General features: G+C 58.8%; 16 protein-coding genes. 11 read left to right on the top strand and 5 right to left on the bottom strand.

Annotated elements, in window-relative coordinates:
• Position 1: 1 nt before the first annotated feature.
• The gene (locus IEU99_RS09230) at positions 2-571 is read right to left on the bottom strand and encodes a CarD family transcriptional regulator (protein ID WP_128889216.1); all 570 of its coding nucleotides are present in this window, start codon (positions 569-571) and stop codon (positions 2-4) included.
• Positions 572-812: 241 nt separating this feature from the next.
• Between IEU99_RS09230 and IEU99_RS09225 the strand changes: the two genes are divergently transcribed.
• Both IEU99_RS09225 and radA read left to right on the top strand, forming a co-directional pair.
• Positions 813-1,373 (top strand): hypothetical protein, encoded by a 561-nt coding sequence (locus tag IEU99_RS09225; protein WP_128890766.1) that lies wholly within the window; start codon positions 813-815, stop codon positions 1,371-1,373.
• 93 nt (positions 1,374-1,466) lie between these two features.
• Positions 1,467-2,837 (top strand): DNA repair protein RadA, encoded by a 1,371-nt coding sequence (gene radA / locus IEU99_RS09220; RefSeq protein WP_128889215.1) that lies wholly within the window; start codon positions 1,467-1,469, stop codon positions 2,835-2,837.
• On the opposite strand, the gene IEU99_RS09215 is transcribed toward radA, so the two are convergent.
• Positions 2,834-3,511, bottom strand: a complete 678-nt coding sequence (locus IEU99_RS09215) for a hypothetical protein (protein WP_128889214.1) — start codon at positions 3,509-3,511, stop codon at positions 2,834-2,836. The two genes, radA and IEU99_RS09215, sit on opposite strands and share 4 nt — an antisense overlap.
• Before the next feature lie 67 nt (positions 3,512-3,578).
• On the bottom strand, positions 3,579-4,181 hold the full coding sequence (locus IEU99_RS09210; protein ID WP_128889213.1) for a carbonic anhydrase: 603 nt from the start codon (positions 4,179-4,181) through the stop codon (positions 3,579-3,581).
• A gap of 65 nt (positions 4,182-4,246) precedes the next feature.
• On the opposite strand from IEU99_RS09210, the gene IEU99_RS09205 reads away from it, so the two are divergent.
• From IEU99_RS09205 to IEU99_RS09190, 4 genes are all read left to right on the top strand, one after another.
• The gene (locus tag IEU99_RS09205) at positions 4,247-5,125 is read left to right on the top strand and encodes an HhH-GPD family protein (RefSeq protein ID WP_188358305.1); all 879 of its coding nucleotides are present in this window, start codon (positions 4,247-4,249) and stop codon (positions 5,123-5,125) included.
• A 103-nt stretch (positions 5,126-5,228) separates the two neighbouring features.
• On the top strand, positions 5,229-5,768 hold the full coding sequence (locus IEU99_RS09200) for a biotin transporter BioY (RefSeq protein WP_128890764.1): 540 nt from the start codon (positions 5,229-5,231) through the stop codon (positions 5,766-5,768).
• A 3-nt stretch (positions 5,769-5,771) separates the two neighbouring features.
• Positions 5,772-6,458, top strand: coding sequence for an energy-coupling factor ABC transporter ATP-binding protein (locus tag IEU99_RS09195; RefSeq protein WP_128889212.1), 687 nt, complete (start codon positions 5,772-5,774; stop codon positions 6,456-6,458).
• Positions 6,451-7,065 carry a CbiQ family ECF transporter T component gene (locus tag IEU99_RS09190; protein WP_128889211.1) on the top strand — a complete coding sequence of 205 codons (615 nt, stop codon included), beginning with the start codon at positions 6,451-6,453 and terminating at the stop codon, positions 7,063-7,065. Before IEU99_RS09195 ends, IEU99_RS09190 begins: the two co-directional genes overlap by 8 nt.
• Here IEU99_RS09190 and IEU99_RS09185 read toward each other — a convergent pair whose 3' ends face one another.
• Both IEU99_RS09185 and IEU99_RS09180 read right to left on the bottom strand, forming a co-directional pair.
• On the bottom strand, positions 7,066-7,236 hold the full coding sequence (locus IEU99_RS09185) for a DUF4236 domain-containing protein (RefSeq protein ID WP_123959506.1): 171 nt from the start codon (positions 7,234-7,236) through the stop codon (positions 7,066-7,068).
• A 99-nt stretch (positions 7,237-7,335) separates the two neighbouring features.
• Positions 7,336-9,963 carry an ATP-dependent Clp protease ATP-binding subunit gene (locus IEU99_RS09180; protein ID WP_128889210.1) on the bottom strand — a complete coding sequence of 876 codons (2,628 nt, stop codon included), beginning with the start codon at positions 9,961-9,963 and terminating at the stop codon, positions 7,336-7,338.
• A gap of 391 nt (positions 9,964-10,354) precedes the next feature.
• Between IEU99_RS09180 and IEU99_RS09175 the strand changes: the two genes are divergently transcribed.
• The 5 genes from IEU99_RS09175 to IEU99_RS09155 all read left to right on the top strand — a co-directional run bounded on the left by IEU99_RS09175 (position 10,355) and on the right by IEU99_RS09155 (position 15,998).
• The gene (locus IEU99_RS09175) at positions 10,355-10,612 is read left to right on the top strand and encodes a hypothetical protein (protein WP_128889209.1); all 258 of its coding nucleotides are present in this window, start codon (positions 10,355-10,357) and stop codon (positions 10,610-10,612) included.
• Positions 10,613-11,026: 414 nt separating this feature from the next.
• Positions 11,027-11,371: a DUF485 domain-containing protein gene (locus tag IEU99_RS09170; protein WP_128889208.1), complete on the top strand. Its 345-nt coding sequence runs from the start codon at positions 11,027-11,029 to the stop codon at positions 11,369-11,371.
• Between the two features lie 3 nt (positions 11,372-11,374).
• Complete coding sequence (locus tag IEU99_RS09165; protein WP_128889207.1) at positions 11,375-13,000, top strand: monocarboxylic acid transporter; 1,626 nt, start codon at positions 11,375-11,377, stop codon at positions 12,998-13,000.
• Between the two features lie 143 nt (positions 13,001-13,143).
• Positions 13,144-14,085 carry a hypothetical protein gene (locus IEU99_RS09160; RefSeq protein WP_128889206.1) on the top strand — a complete coding sequence of 314 codons (942 nt, stop codon included), beginning with the start codon at positions 13,144-13,146 and terminating at the stop codon, positions 14,083-14,085.
• Complete coding sequence (locus IEU99_RS09155) at positions 14,082-15,998, top strand: YhgE/Pip domain-containing protein (RefSeq protein WP_128889205.1); 1,917 nt, start codon at positions 14,082-14,084, stop codon at positions 15,996-15,998. The genes IEU99_RS09160 and IEU99_RS09155 overlap by 4 nt, the downstream gene beginning before the upstream one ends.
• Positions 15,999-16,019: the final 21 nt, after the last annotated feature.

Raw genomic sequence — 16,019 nt, 5'->3', positions numbered from 1 at the left:
GTTAGAAGGCGAGCTCGTCGAGGTCTACTTCTTTATCGTCAAAGCTCATCGCTTCTTCCGGCGTCTTCTCGGCCGCACGGTGACGCTCGATCGTGGCATCCACCTCAGCCAAGAGCGCATCGGCCTTCTTTTCGTCATTGACCTCGGCCAATGAAAGCTCACCGACGAGAACCTGACGCGCCTTTGCCAACATGCGCTTCTCGCCTGCCGATAGGCCCTTGCCCTGGTCGCGACGCCAAAGATCGCGCACGACCTCGGCCACCTTATTCACGTCACCTGAGGCCAGGCGCTCCTGGTTGGCCTTGAAACGACGCGACCAGTTGGTGGCCTCTTCTACATCTGCTTCGCGCAGGAAGCCAAAGACCTTCTTCAGGCCTGCATCATCGACCACATCGCGCACGCCCACGAGCTCGGCGTTTTTAGAAGGCACGCGAACCACCAGGTCAGACTGGTGAATTTGCAGCACTAGGTACTCTAAGGTCTCCCCACCCATTTCCCGCTGCTCGATATCTGCCACCACAGCAGCGCCGTGATGCGGGTACACAACGGTGTCGCCGACCTTAAAATCCATGGAACTCTCCTTCAAGCTGTACGCACGCGTAACTGCCGTATTGTAGCACTGGACGCACCTGACGCCCTGTTCGCAGGGGCAGAAATGCTAATCCTTTCGTTTTACCCCGTTTGGCTTGATCAATCACACACTGACTGTGTACCACCGGCCACAAAGCACTAAAGTGGGGTGAAGTAAAATGCTCGCGACAGCTTCGGATGAGCTTTTCGACGCATCCGCCACTGTCTTATCCGTTTTCACGATGGAGGACGTACACGTGAAGTCCCTTAAGTCGGCCGCACTCGCACCCGGTCTCGCCTGCTGCGCCCTTGTGCTCGCATCTTGCGGCGCAGGCCAGATCACCCAGACCGATACCCAGGTAGCAGCCGTAGATGGCGCGTCCGCAAACACCGCCGATGACCTTGTTTCTCTGCGCGACGTTACCGTCCAGGTGCAAAACAACGGCAAGGCCGGTTTGAAGTTCACCGCCTCCAACCTGGATAAGGGCGACCGCGAGCACACCCTCAAGAGCGTCAGCATTGAAGGCAAGGACGTCTCCCTCGACGGCGACCTGAGCATGGCCCCCGGCTGCTCCCTGGTAGCCGACCTCGAAGGTGAGCTCAAGAACATTCCTTCCACCAACAAGGCCTGCCTGAACAAGGTTGCTACCTCCGTCGACAACCCCGGCTTCCCCGTTGGCGGTAACACCAACGTGAAGTTCGTCTTTGACGATGGCCAAGAGGTAGACATGGTGGCCACCATCTCCGAGCCCCTGCCTGAGGCCGGCTCCCTCGAACGCCAGGCACCGGAGAAGAAGCACTAAATAACAGCATCCTCCTTAAAAAACGCGCAGCTTCGGCTGCGCGTTTTTGCATGTCAGAAGCCAAATCGGGGGTCGTGTTTTAAGGTAGGAGCCATGGCAAAAGCAAAGCGCAGCACCCATGTGTGCTCTGAGTGTGGATACGAGGCACCAAAGTGGTTAGGACGATGCCCCGAATGTGGGGCCTGGGGCTCTTTTGAAGAACACGCCCCCGCCACCGCACATGCCCCATCTGCGCTGCGCATAGCGCCCAATGCCCCGGCGCTGAACATCACCAAGATTGACCCAACGCTATCCACCGTGCGCAGCACCGGCATTAGCGAGCTTGATCGCGTGCTGGGCAAGGGCATCGTGCCGGGTTCTGTAATCCTGCTTGCCGGTGAGCCCGGCGTGGGTAAGTCAACGCTGCTGCTTGAGGTGGCAAGCAAATGGGCGCAGTGCGAAGGCGGCGATGGCAAAAAGCGCAAGGCCTTGTATATCACCGCCGAGGAATCCGCCGGCCAGGTGCGGATGCGCGCTGAGCGCACCGGCGCGCTGCAAGAAAATCTCTACCTGGCTGCCGAATCCCAACTCGATGTGGTGTTCGGCCACGTGGAGGCCATCAAGCCTTCCTTGCTCATTGTGGATTCCGTGCAGACGATGCAGGCCAGTGGTGTGGAAGGTGTCTCTGGCGGCGTGGCGCAATCGCGCGCGGTCACTGCGGCGCTGACCAGCCTGGCCAAAGACACCGGCATCCCCGTGCTCCTCGTCGGCCACGTGACCAAAGACGGCAATGTTGCAGGCCCGCGCACCCTTGAGCACCTGGTTGATGTTGTGCTGAACTTCGAGGGGGATCGCCACTCGACGCTGAGGATGCTGCGCGGTATGAAAAACCGTTTTGGTGCCACCGATGAGGTGGGCTGCTTCGAGCAGCAACACGATGGCATCCACGAGGTGCCTGATCCTTCTGGGCTGTTTTTATCGCACCGCGATGCCACTCCCGATGGCACAGCCGTGACCGTGGCCATGGATGGGGTGCGCCCCATCTTGGCTGAGGTACAAGCGCTGGTGGTGCCAACGGAATCCAAGAATCCCCGGCGCGCAGTCACAGGCCTTGATGCCACCCGCGTGCCCATGGTGTTGGCGGTGCTTTCCGCGCGGGCCAAGAAGCGCACCCACGATAAAGAGGTGTATGTGGCAACCGTGGGTGGGGTGAAAGTGGGCGAACCGGCAGTAGACCTCGCCATTGCCCTTGCCACTGCCAGCGCCATGACAGGCCGTGCCCTACCCAAGCGCACGGTGGTGTTAGGCGAGGTGGGGTTGGCGGGAGAAATCCGCGCCGTGCCCAATGTGCAGCGCAGGCTCCAAGAGGCGCACCGCCTTGGATATAGCAAAGCGATCATTCCCAATGCCGATGTGGATATACCCGGAATGCAGATGCAGCGGGTGGGAACGATCGCTGAGGCGTTGGCCTTGGTGGGCGCCTAGGCCAGGTTAAAGGTCACTGGCTGCGAGGGGTTCTGTCCAATCACCGTGTGGAGGTAGTAGCCGCCTGGGGCCGCCTGCGGGCGATCCCCACACTCATTCGGTGCGCTTTGGGTGCGCGACCATGCGGCCTCAAAGCTGCGCTCTTGGCCAGCCTTGAAGGTCTGACGCCCCTGAGCCACCGGGTTGTTGCAGTCGATATCCGACCACACGCGCTGATTGGTGCCAAGGTCATAGACCTCAAAGCGCAAGGGGTGCTCGTCTAAATCAATCTCGCAATCTACCTGCGTGGGGTTACGCACCGTCATATAAAACACCGGCTGCTCCCCTGCCGGATAATCCGGGCGATTGGTTTTCGCAATCACCTGCAAATCTTCCACCCGGCAGGTGGCATCTTCGGGGGCTGCTTCGCTGGATGCAGCCTCGGTGCTTTCCTCGCTCGGCGCAGTGCTTTCGGTGCTTTCTTCTTCGGTGGCACTGCTGGAGGTTTGGGTGCCGCTCGTGGCAGTCACGCTTGAGCTTTGTGCGACCTGCTCAGTGTCATCATTGCCGCGCAGGCTAGACACCAACCACACAAAGAGCAGGGCGAGAATGACGAGCACAATCGCGGCCGCTGCTCGGCGGCGCTTGTAGTACTTTTCTGGCAGACGTTCCGGGCGCAAGTTTTGGGAATCCACGTTCTTTAGAATACGAACTTTTTAGCTCCAGGCTGCGCTTACACCCCGGGCTTACTGCAAGAATGATCTACCAGGCCGCCACTGTTTCCACGGTGGCGTCGTCAAGCTTGTAGCGGGCTGCAACAACATTGAGCCTTCCCGCCTCCACTGCCTCACGGATCACCGAGGAAGTAGACAGAATCTTTTCGGCCATACGCGCAGCATGTTGGCGCTCGAAATCCTCACGATCATGCATCCCAGCCTGCTTGGCCTTGGTAATGCTGGGCAGGATCTGCTCTACCAACACGCGCTGCTGCGCAGGAGGAAGATCGGCGCCCTCATATACCTCGGCGGTGGCCTTCACGGCGCCACAGTTTTGGTGGCCCATGATCACCAGCAGCTCCACCCCAAGGCCTGCCACGGCGAACTCCAAGGTGGCCATCACGCCGGTGTCTACCACCTCGCCTGCGGTGCGCACCACGAAAAGATCGCCAAGACCAGCATCGAAAATCAGCTCCGCGGGGACGCGGGAATCCGAGCAGGTAAACACGCACGCATAGGGGTTCTGGCCGGCCTGCAGCGCTGCACGGCGATCTTCGTCCTGGTTGGGGCGGGCGGGTGTGCCTTCAGCAAAACGCTGATTGGCCTCCAACATCGTGTTCCAGAGGGTAGAAGAAGAATTCGCACTCATACACAGTATTCTGGCACTTCACGCACCCTGCTTGTTAAGACTTAACCGGAAAACTTTCTAATCTCGTGAATTTTGCCCCCTTAGAACGCGACATTATCGCCTGGTATCGAGCCAATGCTCGCAGCATCGTCTGGCGCAATCCCCACACCAGCGCCTGGGGTGTGCTGCTCAGCGAGGTAATGAGCCAACAAACCCAAGTGGCTCGCGTGGAGCCCATCTGGCAAGACTGGATGCGGCGCTGGCCTACCCCCGCGGACTTCGCCGCGGCACCAAGAGCCGAGATTTTGCGGGCGTGGGGCAAGCTCGGCTACCCGCGCAGGGCACTCAGGCTGCATGAATGTGCCCAAACCATCTGCGAACAATACAACGGCGAGGTCCCAGAAGACGTGGATGATCTCCTTGGGCTACCCGGCATTGGCGACTACACCGCACGCGCTGTCGCGGCCTTTGCCTATGGCCAGCGCGTGCCGGTGGTGGATACGAATGTGCGAAGGGTGCTCAGCCGCCTTGTCCACGGCCGCTTCTTAGCAGGCAATGCCTCAAAGCGTGAGCTCAAAGAGGTAGAAGCCTTATTGCCAGAACAAGACGCGCCGGTGTTTTCGGTGGGGCTTATGGAACTCGGCGCCTTGGTGTGCACGCCCAAGCCCTCCTGCGAGCAATGCCCGGTGCGCCAACACTGCCAATGGCAAGCCCTTGGCAAACCCATGCCCACAAAGGAAGAACTTGCCGCTAAAAAGCGCAGGCAGCAGAAGTTCCAGGGCACCGATAGGCAGGTGCGCGGCCTCATCATGGATGCCTTGCGTAGTGCCGATCAGCCCTTAAGCCAAAAGGAGATCGACGTGGTGTGGCCTGATGCTGCGCAGCGTTCGCGGGCGCTGTTTTCATTGATTGAAGATCGTCTGGCTGAACAAACTGAGCAGGGAACCTTTAGGCTCCCGCATTAGGCAGGACACCACTGTGCGCCCAGTGGCTATTGCTGGAGGGTCTTGCCATGGAGTTGAACAGCGTTAAGCTATTGGGGTGAAATCCTCATCTCGAAATAGCAATATGCAAGACCTCGCCTATTGCGCCGTCTTTGCCGCTTTGATCATCGTCTTTGCGTTTGTGTCCATCCCCGTGGGCGCCGCGGGCGTTCCGATTGTGCTTCAAAACGCCATCGTGATCCTCAGCGGCCTGATCCTCGGCGCCAAGCGCGGCTTCTTGGCCACTGCCCTCTTCCTTGTTATCGGCCTGCTTGGCATTCCGGTGCTCGCGGGTGGGCGCTCCACGCTTGCGGCATTGGCCGGCCCGACCGTTGGCTACGTGGTTGGATACCTGTTTGCCGCGCTGGTTGCAGGCGCTATTGCCTATCGCGCCACCAAGGGCACCTCTGCCGTGGTCACGCTCGCCATTGCAGCGGTTGCAGGTCTGGCCGTTCAGTATTTGCTCGGCAGCTTCGGCTTGATGCTTCGCGCCGATATGGGCTTTGGCCCTGCGCTGGCAGCCAATGCGCCTTTTATCATCCCTGACCTGATTAAGCTGGCCGCCGCCGTAGCCATTGCCACCGGTGTGCATAAGGCCTTCCCCGACCTGCGCGAGAAGGCCTAAGGCGTGCCAATTATCCGCTTTGAACAGGCGTGCGTTCGCTTTGGCGAGTTCACAGCACTTGAGCCCACCACCTTGGAGCTCAAAGAACAGCGCATCGCCATCATCGGTGAAAACGGTGGCGGTAAATCGACCTTGGTGCGCCTGATCAATGGCTTGGGCTCGCCCACCTCCGGGCAGGTAAGCGTCGATGGCCTCGATGTAGCCAAGCACGCAAAGCAGGTGCGCAAAGAGGTCGGCTTCGTGTTTTCTGATCCAGAAAATCAGATCGTGATGCCCACCGTGGCCGACGATATTGCCTTTTCATTGCGCAGATTCAAGCTTCCCGCAGAGCAGCGCAAGCAGCGCGTGGCAGATATTTTGCACCGCTTTGGTTTAGAGCAGCAGCAGGAGCAATCGCCCCATGTGCTCTCCGGTGGGCAAAAACACCTCCTGGCGCTGGCGGCTGTGTTGGTGATTAACCCGAAGCTCATCGTTGCCGATGAGCCCACCACCTTGTTGGATCTGCGCAATAGGGATCGTCTGCGCCAGATCTTTTCCACCCTTGAGCAGCAGCTCATTGTGGTGACCCACGACCTGGAATTTGTCGAGGACTTCGATCGCGCCATTTGTTTGCACGATCACCGCGTGGCCTTCGACGGACCCCCGCGTGAAGTGATCGCCGAGTACAAGAAGCTCGTTGGCCATGAATAGGCAGCATCTTCCCCTAGGCGTCTACGTTGCAGGCTCCACCCCCATTCACCGGATGCCCGCGGGGGCGAAATTTCTTGCCCTGGTGCTCTTTATTGTGGCCAGCGCCATCTGGGTGCATAGTGCCCTCGCGGCTTTGGGGCTGATCATCGCGGTGATTGCGCTCTACGCCTTGGCGCGGATTCCCGTTGCTATTGCTTGGTCCCAGATCTGGATGACGCTGCCCGTGCTCGCCCTGCTGTGCGCGTTTCAGTGGTGGCAATATGGCTTGGATCGCGCCCTTGGCATTACAGGTGCGCTTTTGGCCTCGGTGATGCTGGCTGCGTTGCTTACGCTCACCACCACCCTTGAGGCGATGATGGACGCCTTTGAGCGGGCGCTTCGCCCCTTCGAGCGCTGGTTGCCGGTGGATCAGATTGTGCTGGCCATTTCCCTGACCATCCGCTTGATCCCCTTGATGTTCGGCACCGTGTTTGAGGTGCTTGATGCCCGCAAGGCACGGGGTGTGAATTTCTCCATCACCGCGATTGGTACGCCGGTGTTGATTCGAGCTATTCGACGAGCCCGCGCCATCGCAGATGCCCTGATCGCTAGGGGTGCGGCGGATTAATTATTTCCAGCGTCCGCGATAGTGCAGGCCGCCGGGGAGATTAACGTAGACGCCACCCCTGCTATTCAGCGTCACTGGCCCAATGCGGGTGCTCGCAGAGGTGCCCGACTTGGATACATTCAGCCAGCTATTTTTGCCAATTTTCTTTCTTTGGCGGAAAAAGATGCCCACGTTCGATCCTTTCTTTCCCCCATATCCTAACCAAGGACCACGGCAGGTTTTCACAGCGAGGAAAAGAAAAGACCCAGGCTTTGCCTGGGTCTTTTTCACTTAGCTTTCGGGCACGTCCTCTGGATCATCGGCAGCGTCGATCACTGCCTGCTGCGCCTCAAGCACTTCTTCCGATTCAAGCTCGAGATCTTCAAGCGGTTTCGGGCTTGAGGTGAAGGTGAACTTGGCCTTGTCGGTGTCCTTCGATTCACCGTCCCAGCCGTCGACATCCACGTAGACAACCTCGCCTGCGGCAACCTCACCGAAGAGGATCTTCTCGGAGAGGGTGTCTTCGATCTCGCGCTGAATGGTACGACGCAAGGGTCGTGCACCAAGGACGGGGTCGAAGCCGCGGGTAGCCAGGAGGCTCTTGGCCTTATCGCTCAGTTCGATCTCCATGTCCTTTTGTGCCAGTGCCTTGGATACGCGAGACACGAGCAGGTCAACCATCTCTACGATCTGCTCACGGGTGAGCTGGTGGAAGACCACAATATCGTCGATACGGTTGAGGAACTCAGGTCGGAAGTGCTTCTTGAGCTCGTCATTGACCTTCTGCTTCATGCGCTCGTATTGGCCGGCCTCATCATCGGCACCGGAGGCGCTAAAGCCCATGCCCACGGCCTTGGAAATGTCCTGGGTACCGAGGTTCGAGGTGAAGATCAGCACGGTGTTCTTAAAGTCCACCACGCGGCCTTGGCCGTCGGTAAGCTTGCCCTCTTCAAGCACCTGCAACAAGGTGTTGTAGATCTCCTTGTGGGCCTTTTCGATCTCGTCGAAAAGCACCACGGAGAAAGGCTTGCGACGCACCTTCTCGGTGAGCTGGCCGCCCTCTTCATAGCCGACGTAGCCGGGAGGCGCGCCGAAGAGACGCGAAGCGGTGAAACGATCGTGGAACTCACCCATGTCGATTTGGATGAGTGCATCATCGTCACCGAAGAGGAAGTTGGCCAGTGCCTTGGAAAGCTCGGTCTTACCCACACCGGAAGGCCCGGCGAAGATGAAGGAGCCGGAAGGACGGCGCGGATCCTTCAACCCGGCGCGGGTACGGCGGATGGCGCGCGAGACGCTCTTGACGGCATCGTCTTGGCCAATGATGCGCTTGTGCAGCTCATCTTCCATGCGCAGCAGACGCGAGGACTCTTCCTCGGTGAGCTTGAATACGGGGATGCCGGTCCAGTTGCCGAGCACCTCAGCGATTTGCTCCTCGCCGACCTCTGCAATGTCGACCAATTCGCCGGAGCGCCACTGCTGTTCCTTCTCGGCGCGTTCCTCGTTGAGCTGGCGTTCCTTATCGCGCAGGGAGGCTGCGAGCTCGAAGTCTTGGGCGTCGATAGCCGATTCCTTCTCACGGCGAACCTCCGCGATACGGTCATCGACCTTGCGCACAGACTCCGGTGCGGTCATCCGCTTGATGCGCATGCGAGCACCTGCTTCGTCGATAAGGTCAACGGCCTTATCCGGCAGGAAGCGATCGTTGATGTAGCGATCGGAAAGCTGTGCCGCAGCAGCAAGGGCGCCATCGGTAATGGAGACGCGGTGGTGCGCCTCGTAGCGATCGCGCAGACCTTTTAGGATCTCGATGGTCATATCCACCGAAGGCTCGGGCACCTGCACCGGCTGGAAACGACGCTCAAGGGCGGCGTCTTTTTCAATGTGCTTGCGGTACTCATCCAAGGTGGTGGCACCGATGGTCTGGAGCTCACCGCGAGCAAGCTTGGGCTTAAGCAGTGAGGCAGCATCGATCGCGCCTTCGGCGGCACCGGCGCCGACGAGGGTGTGGATCTCGTCGATGAACAAAATAATATCGCCGCGCTGGTTGATTTCCTTGAGCACCTTCTTCAGGCGTTCCTCAAAGTCACCGCGGTAACGGGAACCGGCTACCAGGGAGCCAAGGTCGAGGGTATAAAGCTGCTTATCCTTCAGCGTCTCGGGCACCTTGCCGTTGACGATGTCTAATGCCAAGCCTTCAACTACGGCAGTTTTACCTACGCCGGGCTCACCGATGAGCACCGGGTTGTTCTTGGTGCGGCGCGAGAGCACCTGCATGATGCGCTCGATTTCTTGTTCGCGACCAACAACCGGATCCAGCTTGCCATCCTTGGCAGCCTGGGTGAGGTTGCGTCCGAATTGATCTAATACCAGCGAGTTGGATCGCTCGCCGGCCTGGGTAGCCCGCGATGCGCGACCAGCGGCGGTGGCACCAGCACCTACGGCATCGCCTTGGCCACCGGACTCTGGGCTTTCACCACCCTCGTAGCCGGAGAGAAGCTGAATAACCTGCTGGCGCACACGCGGCAAGTCTGCGCCGAGTTTGACCAGCACCTGGGCAGCCACGCCATCGCCTTCGCGGATCAGGCCGAGCAGCAGGAACTCGGTACCGATATATTTGTGGCCCATTTGCAGGCCTTCACGCAGGGAAAGCTCGAGCACTTTCTTTGCGCGGGGGGTAAAAGGAATGTGGCCAACAGGAGCCTCGGTGCCGTGACCGATAATCTCTTCTACTTCTTGGCGCACCGCTTCTAGCGAAATGCCCATGGATTCTAGGGCCTTGGCGGCAACGCCTTCGCCTTCGTGGATAAGTCCGAGCAGGATGTGCTCGGTGCCGATATAGCTATGGTTGAGTCCTCGCGCCTCTTCTTGCGCGAGCACGATCACGCGCCTGGCTCGGTCTGTAAACCGCTCGAACATGGTTGCTCCCTTAAATTTTTTTCTTTCCCCATCGGCCCTAAAAAAGGCCTTGGGCGTGAATGTCTACCCACTCTAACGCCGTCGTGGGCGAAGCAATCCCGTATTTTCCACTTTCACAGTGGCGACCACTTCGTTATTGCAGGTCATCGCATATTTTTGGGCGTGTACGCCTTAAGCGAACAGGCGAGGATTACAGGCGTGAGGTGACTGGGTTAAAAATGCGTTGAATAATCTGCTGCAAAATTCAAATAATTAGACAACTATTTAAACAAAAATTCATCTGCAAAGTGTTGCACAATCCGATTAAGTGCGCTTTACTTAAGCAACAGCGAAGGCTTATCGCTTTCCGACCTCCTTACGTTACAAGTCCACTTTTAAGAAGGAAGATCACATGGACCTCCTCCTCCAAATTCAGCAGATTGTCGACGCCCCCATCAAGGATCTGTTGATTCAGCTTCAGACCTCCCTCCCGGACGTTGACCTTTCCAACCTGTTCACCATCAACGGCCCTGAGAACGTGGGCGACCTGAACTTCGGTTCTTCCTTCGGTGACCTCAACCTCGGTTCCTCCGACTTCGGCTCCTCCGACTTCGGCTCCTCCGACTTCCTGAACACCAACACCGGTGTTGTGAGCGTCGAGGGCAAGTAATCCCTCAAGCCTAAAAGCCGGGTACGCACTGTGCGTACCCGGCTTTTGCATGTCAATTTCAGCAACGCTGCATAAAAATAATCCAACCCCTTGCACCCCATGAGCCACAATCACACACCTTCTCACCCCAGTTTTTGTGTGTCTTGCGCGATAGTTACTCGCTAAAGGTGCTTTAAATCACTACCCCAGGTTACACCCACGGGGGTAACACTGGCTCTGCAAACCTGCTGTTCACAGCGTTTTGCTAATTTTGCAATACCCCGGTTTCACAGATTTCCCGCGGGCTCGGCATTTGCTCAGTACGTTTCTTTGCAAGCAGCTGGCCGCAGGTTCAACCTCGACCACTGAAGTCAGCCGCCAACCTCTTTTGACCAAACCCCGCCCAGGCGGGCCGACTGACCTCTCGAGCCTCTTATGAACTCTCAATCTCACTCCCGCAAGCGAGTGCCAACCGAAGCGGAATTCATTGCGGTGGAAAAGTCTGATGACTTCCAACACCTCCGCAAGACCTTCCGCGGCTTCGCCTTCCCCGTCACCATCGCCTTCTTGGCCTGGTACCTCTTCTACATCGTGGTGGCCACCTACGCCTATGACTTCGTCACCACCCCCGTGATCGGCGTCATCAATATCGGCATGATCCTCGGCCTTGCACAATTCGCAACCGCAGGCCTAATCACCTGGGCCTATGTCCGATTCGCTGATAACAAACTCGATCCCGAAACCGCCAAGATCCGCCAGCAGATGGAACAGGAGGCCTAAACCATGCACACAGCTCACCTGGCAGCCTCAGAAACCGTCGATACCGGCAACCCCTTACTCAATATCGGCATCTTCGTCCTCTTCATCGTCGTCACCATGACGGTGGTGGTGAGGGCTACTCGCAAGACCTCCCAAAAAGGCTCCGACTTCTACACCGGCGGCGCCAGCTTCTCCGGTTGGCAAAACGGCCTCGCCATCTCCGGCGACTACCTTTCCGCCGCAGCCTTCCTCGGCGTGACCGGCGCCATCGCCCTCTACGGCTACGATGGCTTCCTCTACTCCGTTGGCTTCCTCATCGCACTGCTCGTGGCCTTAGTGCTCGTAGCAGAGCCGCTTCGCAACACCGGCCGCTTCACCATGGCCGACGTGCTCTCCTTCCGCCTCAAGCAGCGCCCCGTGCGCATGGCTGCGGCTATCTCCACCCTGTCGATCTCGCTGTTCTACCTCATCGCACAGATGGCCGGCGCAGGTGGCCTTGTCGCCCTGCTCCTTGGCATCCAGGGCCGTGCCGCGCAATCCGGCGTGGTGGCTATCGTCGGCGTGCTCATGATCGTCTACGTGCTCGTCGGTGGCATGAAGGGCACCACCTATGTGCAGATGATTAAGGCCGTCTTGCTCGTTGGTGGCTCCATCGTGATCGCCCTGCTGACCTTCTTCGCAGTTCGCGGCGGATTTAACGAGGTGCTTTCGCAGGCTGTAGCGAATCACCCCGACGGCGACCGCGTCTTGGGCCCTGGCCTGAAATACGGCAAGAACGAGCTGACCAAGCTCGACTTCATCTCCCTCGGCATGGCCTTGGTCTTCGGTACGTCTGGCCTTCCGCACGTGCTCATGCGCTTCTACACCGTGCCCACCGCACGCGAGGCACGTCGTTCAGTTACCTGGACCATCGCCATCGTGGCACTGTTCTTCCTCTTGACCGTGGTGATGGGCTACGGCGCAGCCGCCCTGGTCGGCAGCGAGGCCATCAAGAACGCCCCAGGTGGCGTGAACTCCGCTGTGCTGCTGCTCTCTGCAGAAGTTGGTGGCACCATCTTCATGGCTTGCATCTCTGCAATCGCATTCGCCACCATCCTCGCTGTGGTGGCAGGCCTGGCCATTACCGCCTCGGCCTCGGTGGCCCACGATATTTATAACTCCGTGATCCGCCACGGCCAGGCAACTGAAGAAGAGCAGGTTCGCGTTTCTCGCATCACCGTGGTGGTCATCGGCGTGCTCGCCATCGTGCTGGGCATCGGCGCCATCGGCCAAAACATTGCATTCCTGGTGGCACTCGCCTTCGGCATCGCGGCCTCGGCCAACCTGCCCACCATCTTGTACTCGCTGTACTGGAAGCGCTTCAACACCACCGGCGCAGTGTTCTCCATCTACGGCGGTCTGCTGACCAGCGTGATCTTGATTATCTTCTCACCCGCTGTCTCTGGTACTCCTACCTCCTTCTTGGGCGAGAACATCGACTTTGCCTGGTTCCCGCTGACCAACCCCTCCATCATCGCCATCCCCATGGGCTTCATCCTCGGCATCGTTGGCACCTTCATTGGTAAGCCCGATAACTTCGAGGGCAAGGCCTCGGAGATGCAGGTTCGATCCCTCACCGGTGTCGGTGTGGAAAAGGCCGTGCAGCACTAGCCTTCACTGTGCTCTAGCCCCGCCTCGGCGGGGCTTTTGCATGCCAAAACAATGCTTTTGCCCACCTTAGAAGTTCTGAAAATCGGGGGTTGGCGAGTAGCATGTCACCAGATACCACAGCCCTTGACCTCTCGAGAGGAATTATGGATCGACAACGCACATCACCCTCGAAGATGCACGCAGTCCTCCAAACCCGCGAGCTCGTGTTGGTCAACGGCGACTCAGTGCCCGATTTAGACATCCTTCCCGGCCTCAGCCTCATCCACTGCAATCCCCTGCTCGATGCAGCCACCCTGGCCATGACCATCGGCGGCAGGCTGGCCAGCAAAAGCGGCGAAGTGCTCGTGCGCAGCGGACATAAGCGGCTGAGCAATAAGAAGGTCATTCAAAAAAGCATTGCCCTAGCCGGCGTTCCAGAAGTGGATTCCATCGAGCCGCGCGTACCAATTCGCAGCATCGTGCGCGAACAGGTGGTGTGGACCTCGCACTGGTGGCAGCAGGTGCCCAAAGAGCTCAGCCAGATCGACCGCTACCAGCAGGCCGCCAAGCTGCTGGATTTCCACCTCGAAGACGAGCAAGCCAAAACCACCGCGCCTGCATCCCTCAACCCCTTGGAATCCTTTCAGCTTCGCATCGTCTTAGCACTGATCGCCCGCCCGGAAGCCTCGGTGCTCTTAGTCAATGACATTGATGGGGTGCGCAATGTCGCTTTAAGGCGCGAATTGCTGCAAAGGCTCAAAGGCGTAGCCGAAAAGATGGCCGTGGTGGTCTTAAGCACCAATGCGCTCGACCGGGAGCTGTGCGATCACTTCATTGATCTAGACAACAATCCCCTCGGCGAGGCTTTCCAGGCCCCGCCACAAATCGAAGCACCTCCGAGCACTTCGCGGGCAAAAAAGCAGATCGACGTGCCGAGTTTTCAAAAGCCGCGGCTGGATTATCGGCGTAGTTCGGGTGAGCGCACGGGATCGCAGCGGCACCGAAGTGATGGCGAGTTCCAAAAGCCAAAACCGCAGATCGTTGCACCACCGAAGCGTCGACAAGCTTCCCAATTCCCTCCAAGATTTAATGGACCACGCACATGAACCTCTTTCATATCGGATCTGAGCTTCGCCGCTTTGGCACGGGTAAATTCCCCCTGGCCACTGTGTTCGTGCTCATTTTGATTCCCCTGCTGTTTGGTGGCCTATTTGTGTGGTCCTATTGGGATCCGGCGTCCAGGGTGAAAGATCTCCCCGTTGCCCTGGTGAATTCCGATGAGGGCGCAAAAATTAATGGCCAAGACGCCAACGTTGGCCAAAATGTGGTCGATACCCTCATCGACTCCGGGCGCGTGGAATTCAAGCAGGTCGATCCCGATGAAGCCTTAAAGGGCGTGAAGGACGGCACCTACTATTTCGCCATCGAGGTGCCCAAGGACTTCTCGCAGGCAGTGGCGACGGCCCAGGAGACTGGCACTCCTGATCGCACCACGCTCACGGCGGTGTTTAATAACGCCAATGGCTACCTCGGTGCCGTGATGGGCAATACCATTGTGAGCAACGTGGTGAAAAACATCGATAGCCTGCTCGGTTCCCAAGTCACCGCCAGGTTGCTCGTTGGCTACTCCACTGTGCCCGACCCCGCTGCCCCTCCAGAGAACCCTTCCGCGGCGGAGGGAACGTGGTCCATTGCAGAAGGCATTGATCGCCTCGACGCTGGAGCGCATCAGCTTGCCGATGGCAGCGTGCAGCTCAAAGACGGTGTGGGCGAGGCCAATGATGGCGTCGGTGCACTTGCAGATGGTTTGAAGCAGCTTCAAGGCGCCACCGACAAGCTTGGTGGCGGCGCCGGAGAGGTCGCCGATGGCGTGCGCCAGGTGCAGGAAAATGCCGAGCAACTAGCCGGCAAGCAAAAGCTCCTGGCCTCCGCGCTGGTGGATATTGATACTGGCTTGCGCGAGATCGGCACACCTGAGGCCATGAGGCTGGCCGATCAAACCAAAGGCCTCATCGATGCGATTAAAGAAGGCCAAGACCCCGAATCCCTAGAAAAACTCCAGCTCCTGGCCGCCGGTGCAGCCGAGGTTCAGCGCCAATTGCTTGATCCGCAGGCTGAGTATCGCGGCGGTTTGATCAAGGTCCAAGGCGGTACCGACAGGCTGAAAAACGGCACCCAGCAGCTTTTCGACGCCTCCGAACAACTCACCGTAGGCACCCGCCAGCTCGCCGACGGCACCACGCAACTCGCCGAAGGCACCGACCGCATGGTGGTGGCCGCCTCCATGCTTTCTGATGGCCTGGTGGAATTAGGCACCGATGGCTCCCAGTTGGCCCTGCAGGTAGCTAATGGCGATGAAGACAAGCCAGAACAAGCCACCAGCACCAACCCCGGCCTGCCACTCTCCGGTATGGGCCTCGCGCCGATTTTCATCTCGATGGGCCTTTTCGTGGGCGCAACCACCACCTACATGGTGTTCCGCCCGCTGCAGCGCCGCGTGATCGAATCCGGCGCCGCCCCCTTCAAGGTGGTGATGGCCTCCTTCCTGCCCACCGTCATCATCGGCCTGGCGCAAGCCACCGTGATGTACTTGGTGCAGCACTTCGCCCTCGGGCTCGAAGCACACCGCGGCCTCGGGCTGCTGGCGGCAATGTACTTATGGTCCATGACGGCGATGGCCATTGCCCAGGGGCTCAACGCCATCTTTGGTGTCGCTCTTGGACGCACCTTGGGCATGGCGCTGATGACGCTGCAGATGGTCTCCTCCGGTGGTCTCTACCCAGCAGAAACACAGCCGGCGCCACTTCGTTGGTTCCACACCTTCGACCCGATGACCTACTCAGTGAACCTGATGCGCCAGATGATCTTCGACACCGATCTCTCCGTGGATCACCGCATGTGGATCTCGCTTGCGGTGCTGGTTGGCATCCTGGTGCTCTTCCTGCTTGGCTCCACCTTCGCCGCTGCTCGCGAGCGACAATTCAAGTACCAGGAGTTCAGGCCGCAGGTGACGGTGTAGGGTTGCCTAGCAACACACACT

The sequence above is a fragment of the Corynebacterium pelargi genome, from assembly GCF_014635485.1.
GTDB lineage: Bacteria > Actinomycetota > Actinomycetes > Mycobacteriales > Mycobacteriaceae > Corynebacterium > Corynebacterium pelargi.
Note: the sequence above shows the minus strand (reverse complement) of the source record. Positions and strands in the feature narration are given on the sequence as shown.

What these genes read in the sequence shown, in the direction of transcription:
- IEU99_RS09210 (WP_128889213.1), bottom strand. Translation starts at nt 4,181, where the DNA reads ATGAGTGCGAATTCTTCTTCTACCCTCTGGAACACGATGTTGGAGGCC.
- IEU99_RS09225 (WP_128890766.1), top strand. Translation starts at nt 813, where the DNA reads ATGGAGGACGTACACGTGAAGTCCCTTAAGTCGGCCGCACTCGCACCC.
- IEU99_RS09160 (WP_128889206.1), top strand. Translation starts at nt 13,144, where the DNA reads ATGGATCGACAACGCACATCACCCTCGAAGATGCACGCAGTCCTCCAA.
- IEU99_RS09170 (WP_128889208.1), top strand. Translation starts at nt 11,027, where the DNA reads ATGAACTCTCAATCTCACTCCCGCAAGCGAGTGCCAACCGAAGCGGAA.
- IEU99_RS09165 (WP_128889207.1), top strand. Translation starts at nt 11,375, where the DNA reads ATGCACACAGCTCACCTGGCAGCCTCAGAAACCGTCGATACCGGCAAC.
- IEU99_RS09190 (WP_128889211.1), top strand. Translation starts at nt 6,451, where the DNA reads ATGAATAGGCAGCATCTTCCCCTAGGCGTCTACGTTGCAGGCTCCACC.
- IEU99_RS09180 (WP_128889210.1), bottom strand. Translation starts at nt 9,963, where the DNA reads ATGTTCGAGCGGTTTACAGACCGAGCCAGGCGCGTGATCGTGCTCGCG.
- IEU99_RS09230 (WP_128889216.1), bottom strand. Translation starts at nt 571, where the DNA reads ATGGATTTTAAGGTCGGCGACACCGTTGTGTACCCGCATCACGGCGCT.
- radA (WP_128889215.1), top strand. Translation starts at nt 1,467, where the DNA reads ATGGCAAAAGCAAAGCGCAGCACCCATGTGTGCTCTGAGTGTGGATAC.
- IEU99_RS09200 (WP_128890764.1), top strand. Translation starts at nt 5,229, where the DNA reads ATGCAAGACCTCGCCTATTGCGCCGTCTTTGCCGCTTTGATCATCGTC.
- IEU99_RS09175 (WP_128889209.1), top strand. Translation starts at nt 10,355, where the DNA reads ATGGACCTCCTCCTCCAAATTCAGCAGATTGTCGACGCCCCCATCAAG.
- IEU99_RS09155 (WP_128889205.1), top strand. Translation starts at nt 14,082, where the DNA reads ATGAACCTCTTTCATATCGGATCTGAGCTTCGCCGCTTTGGCACGGGT.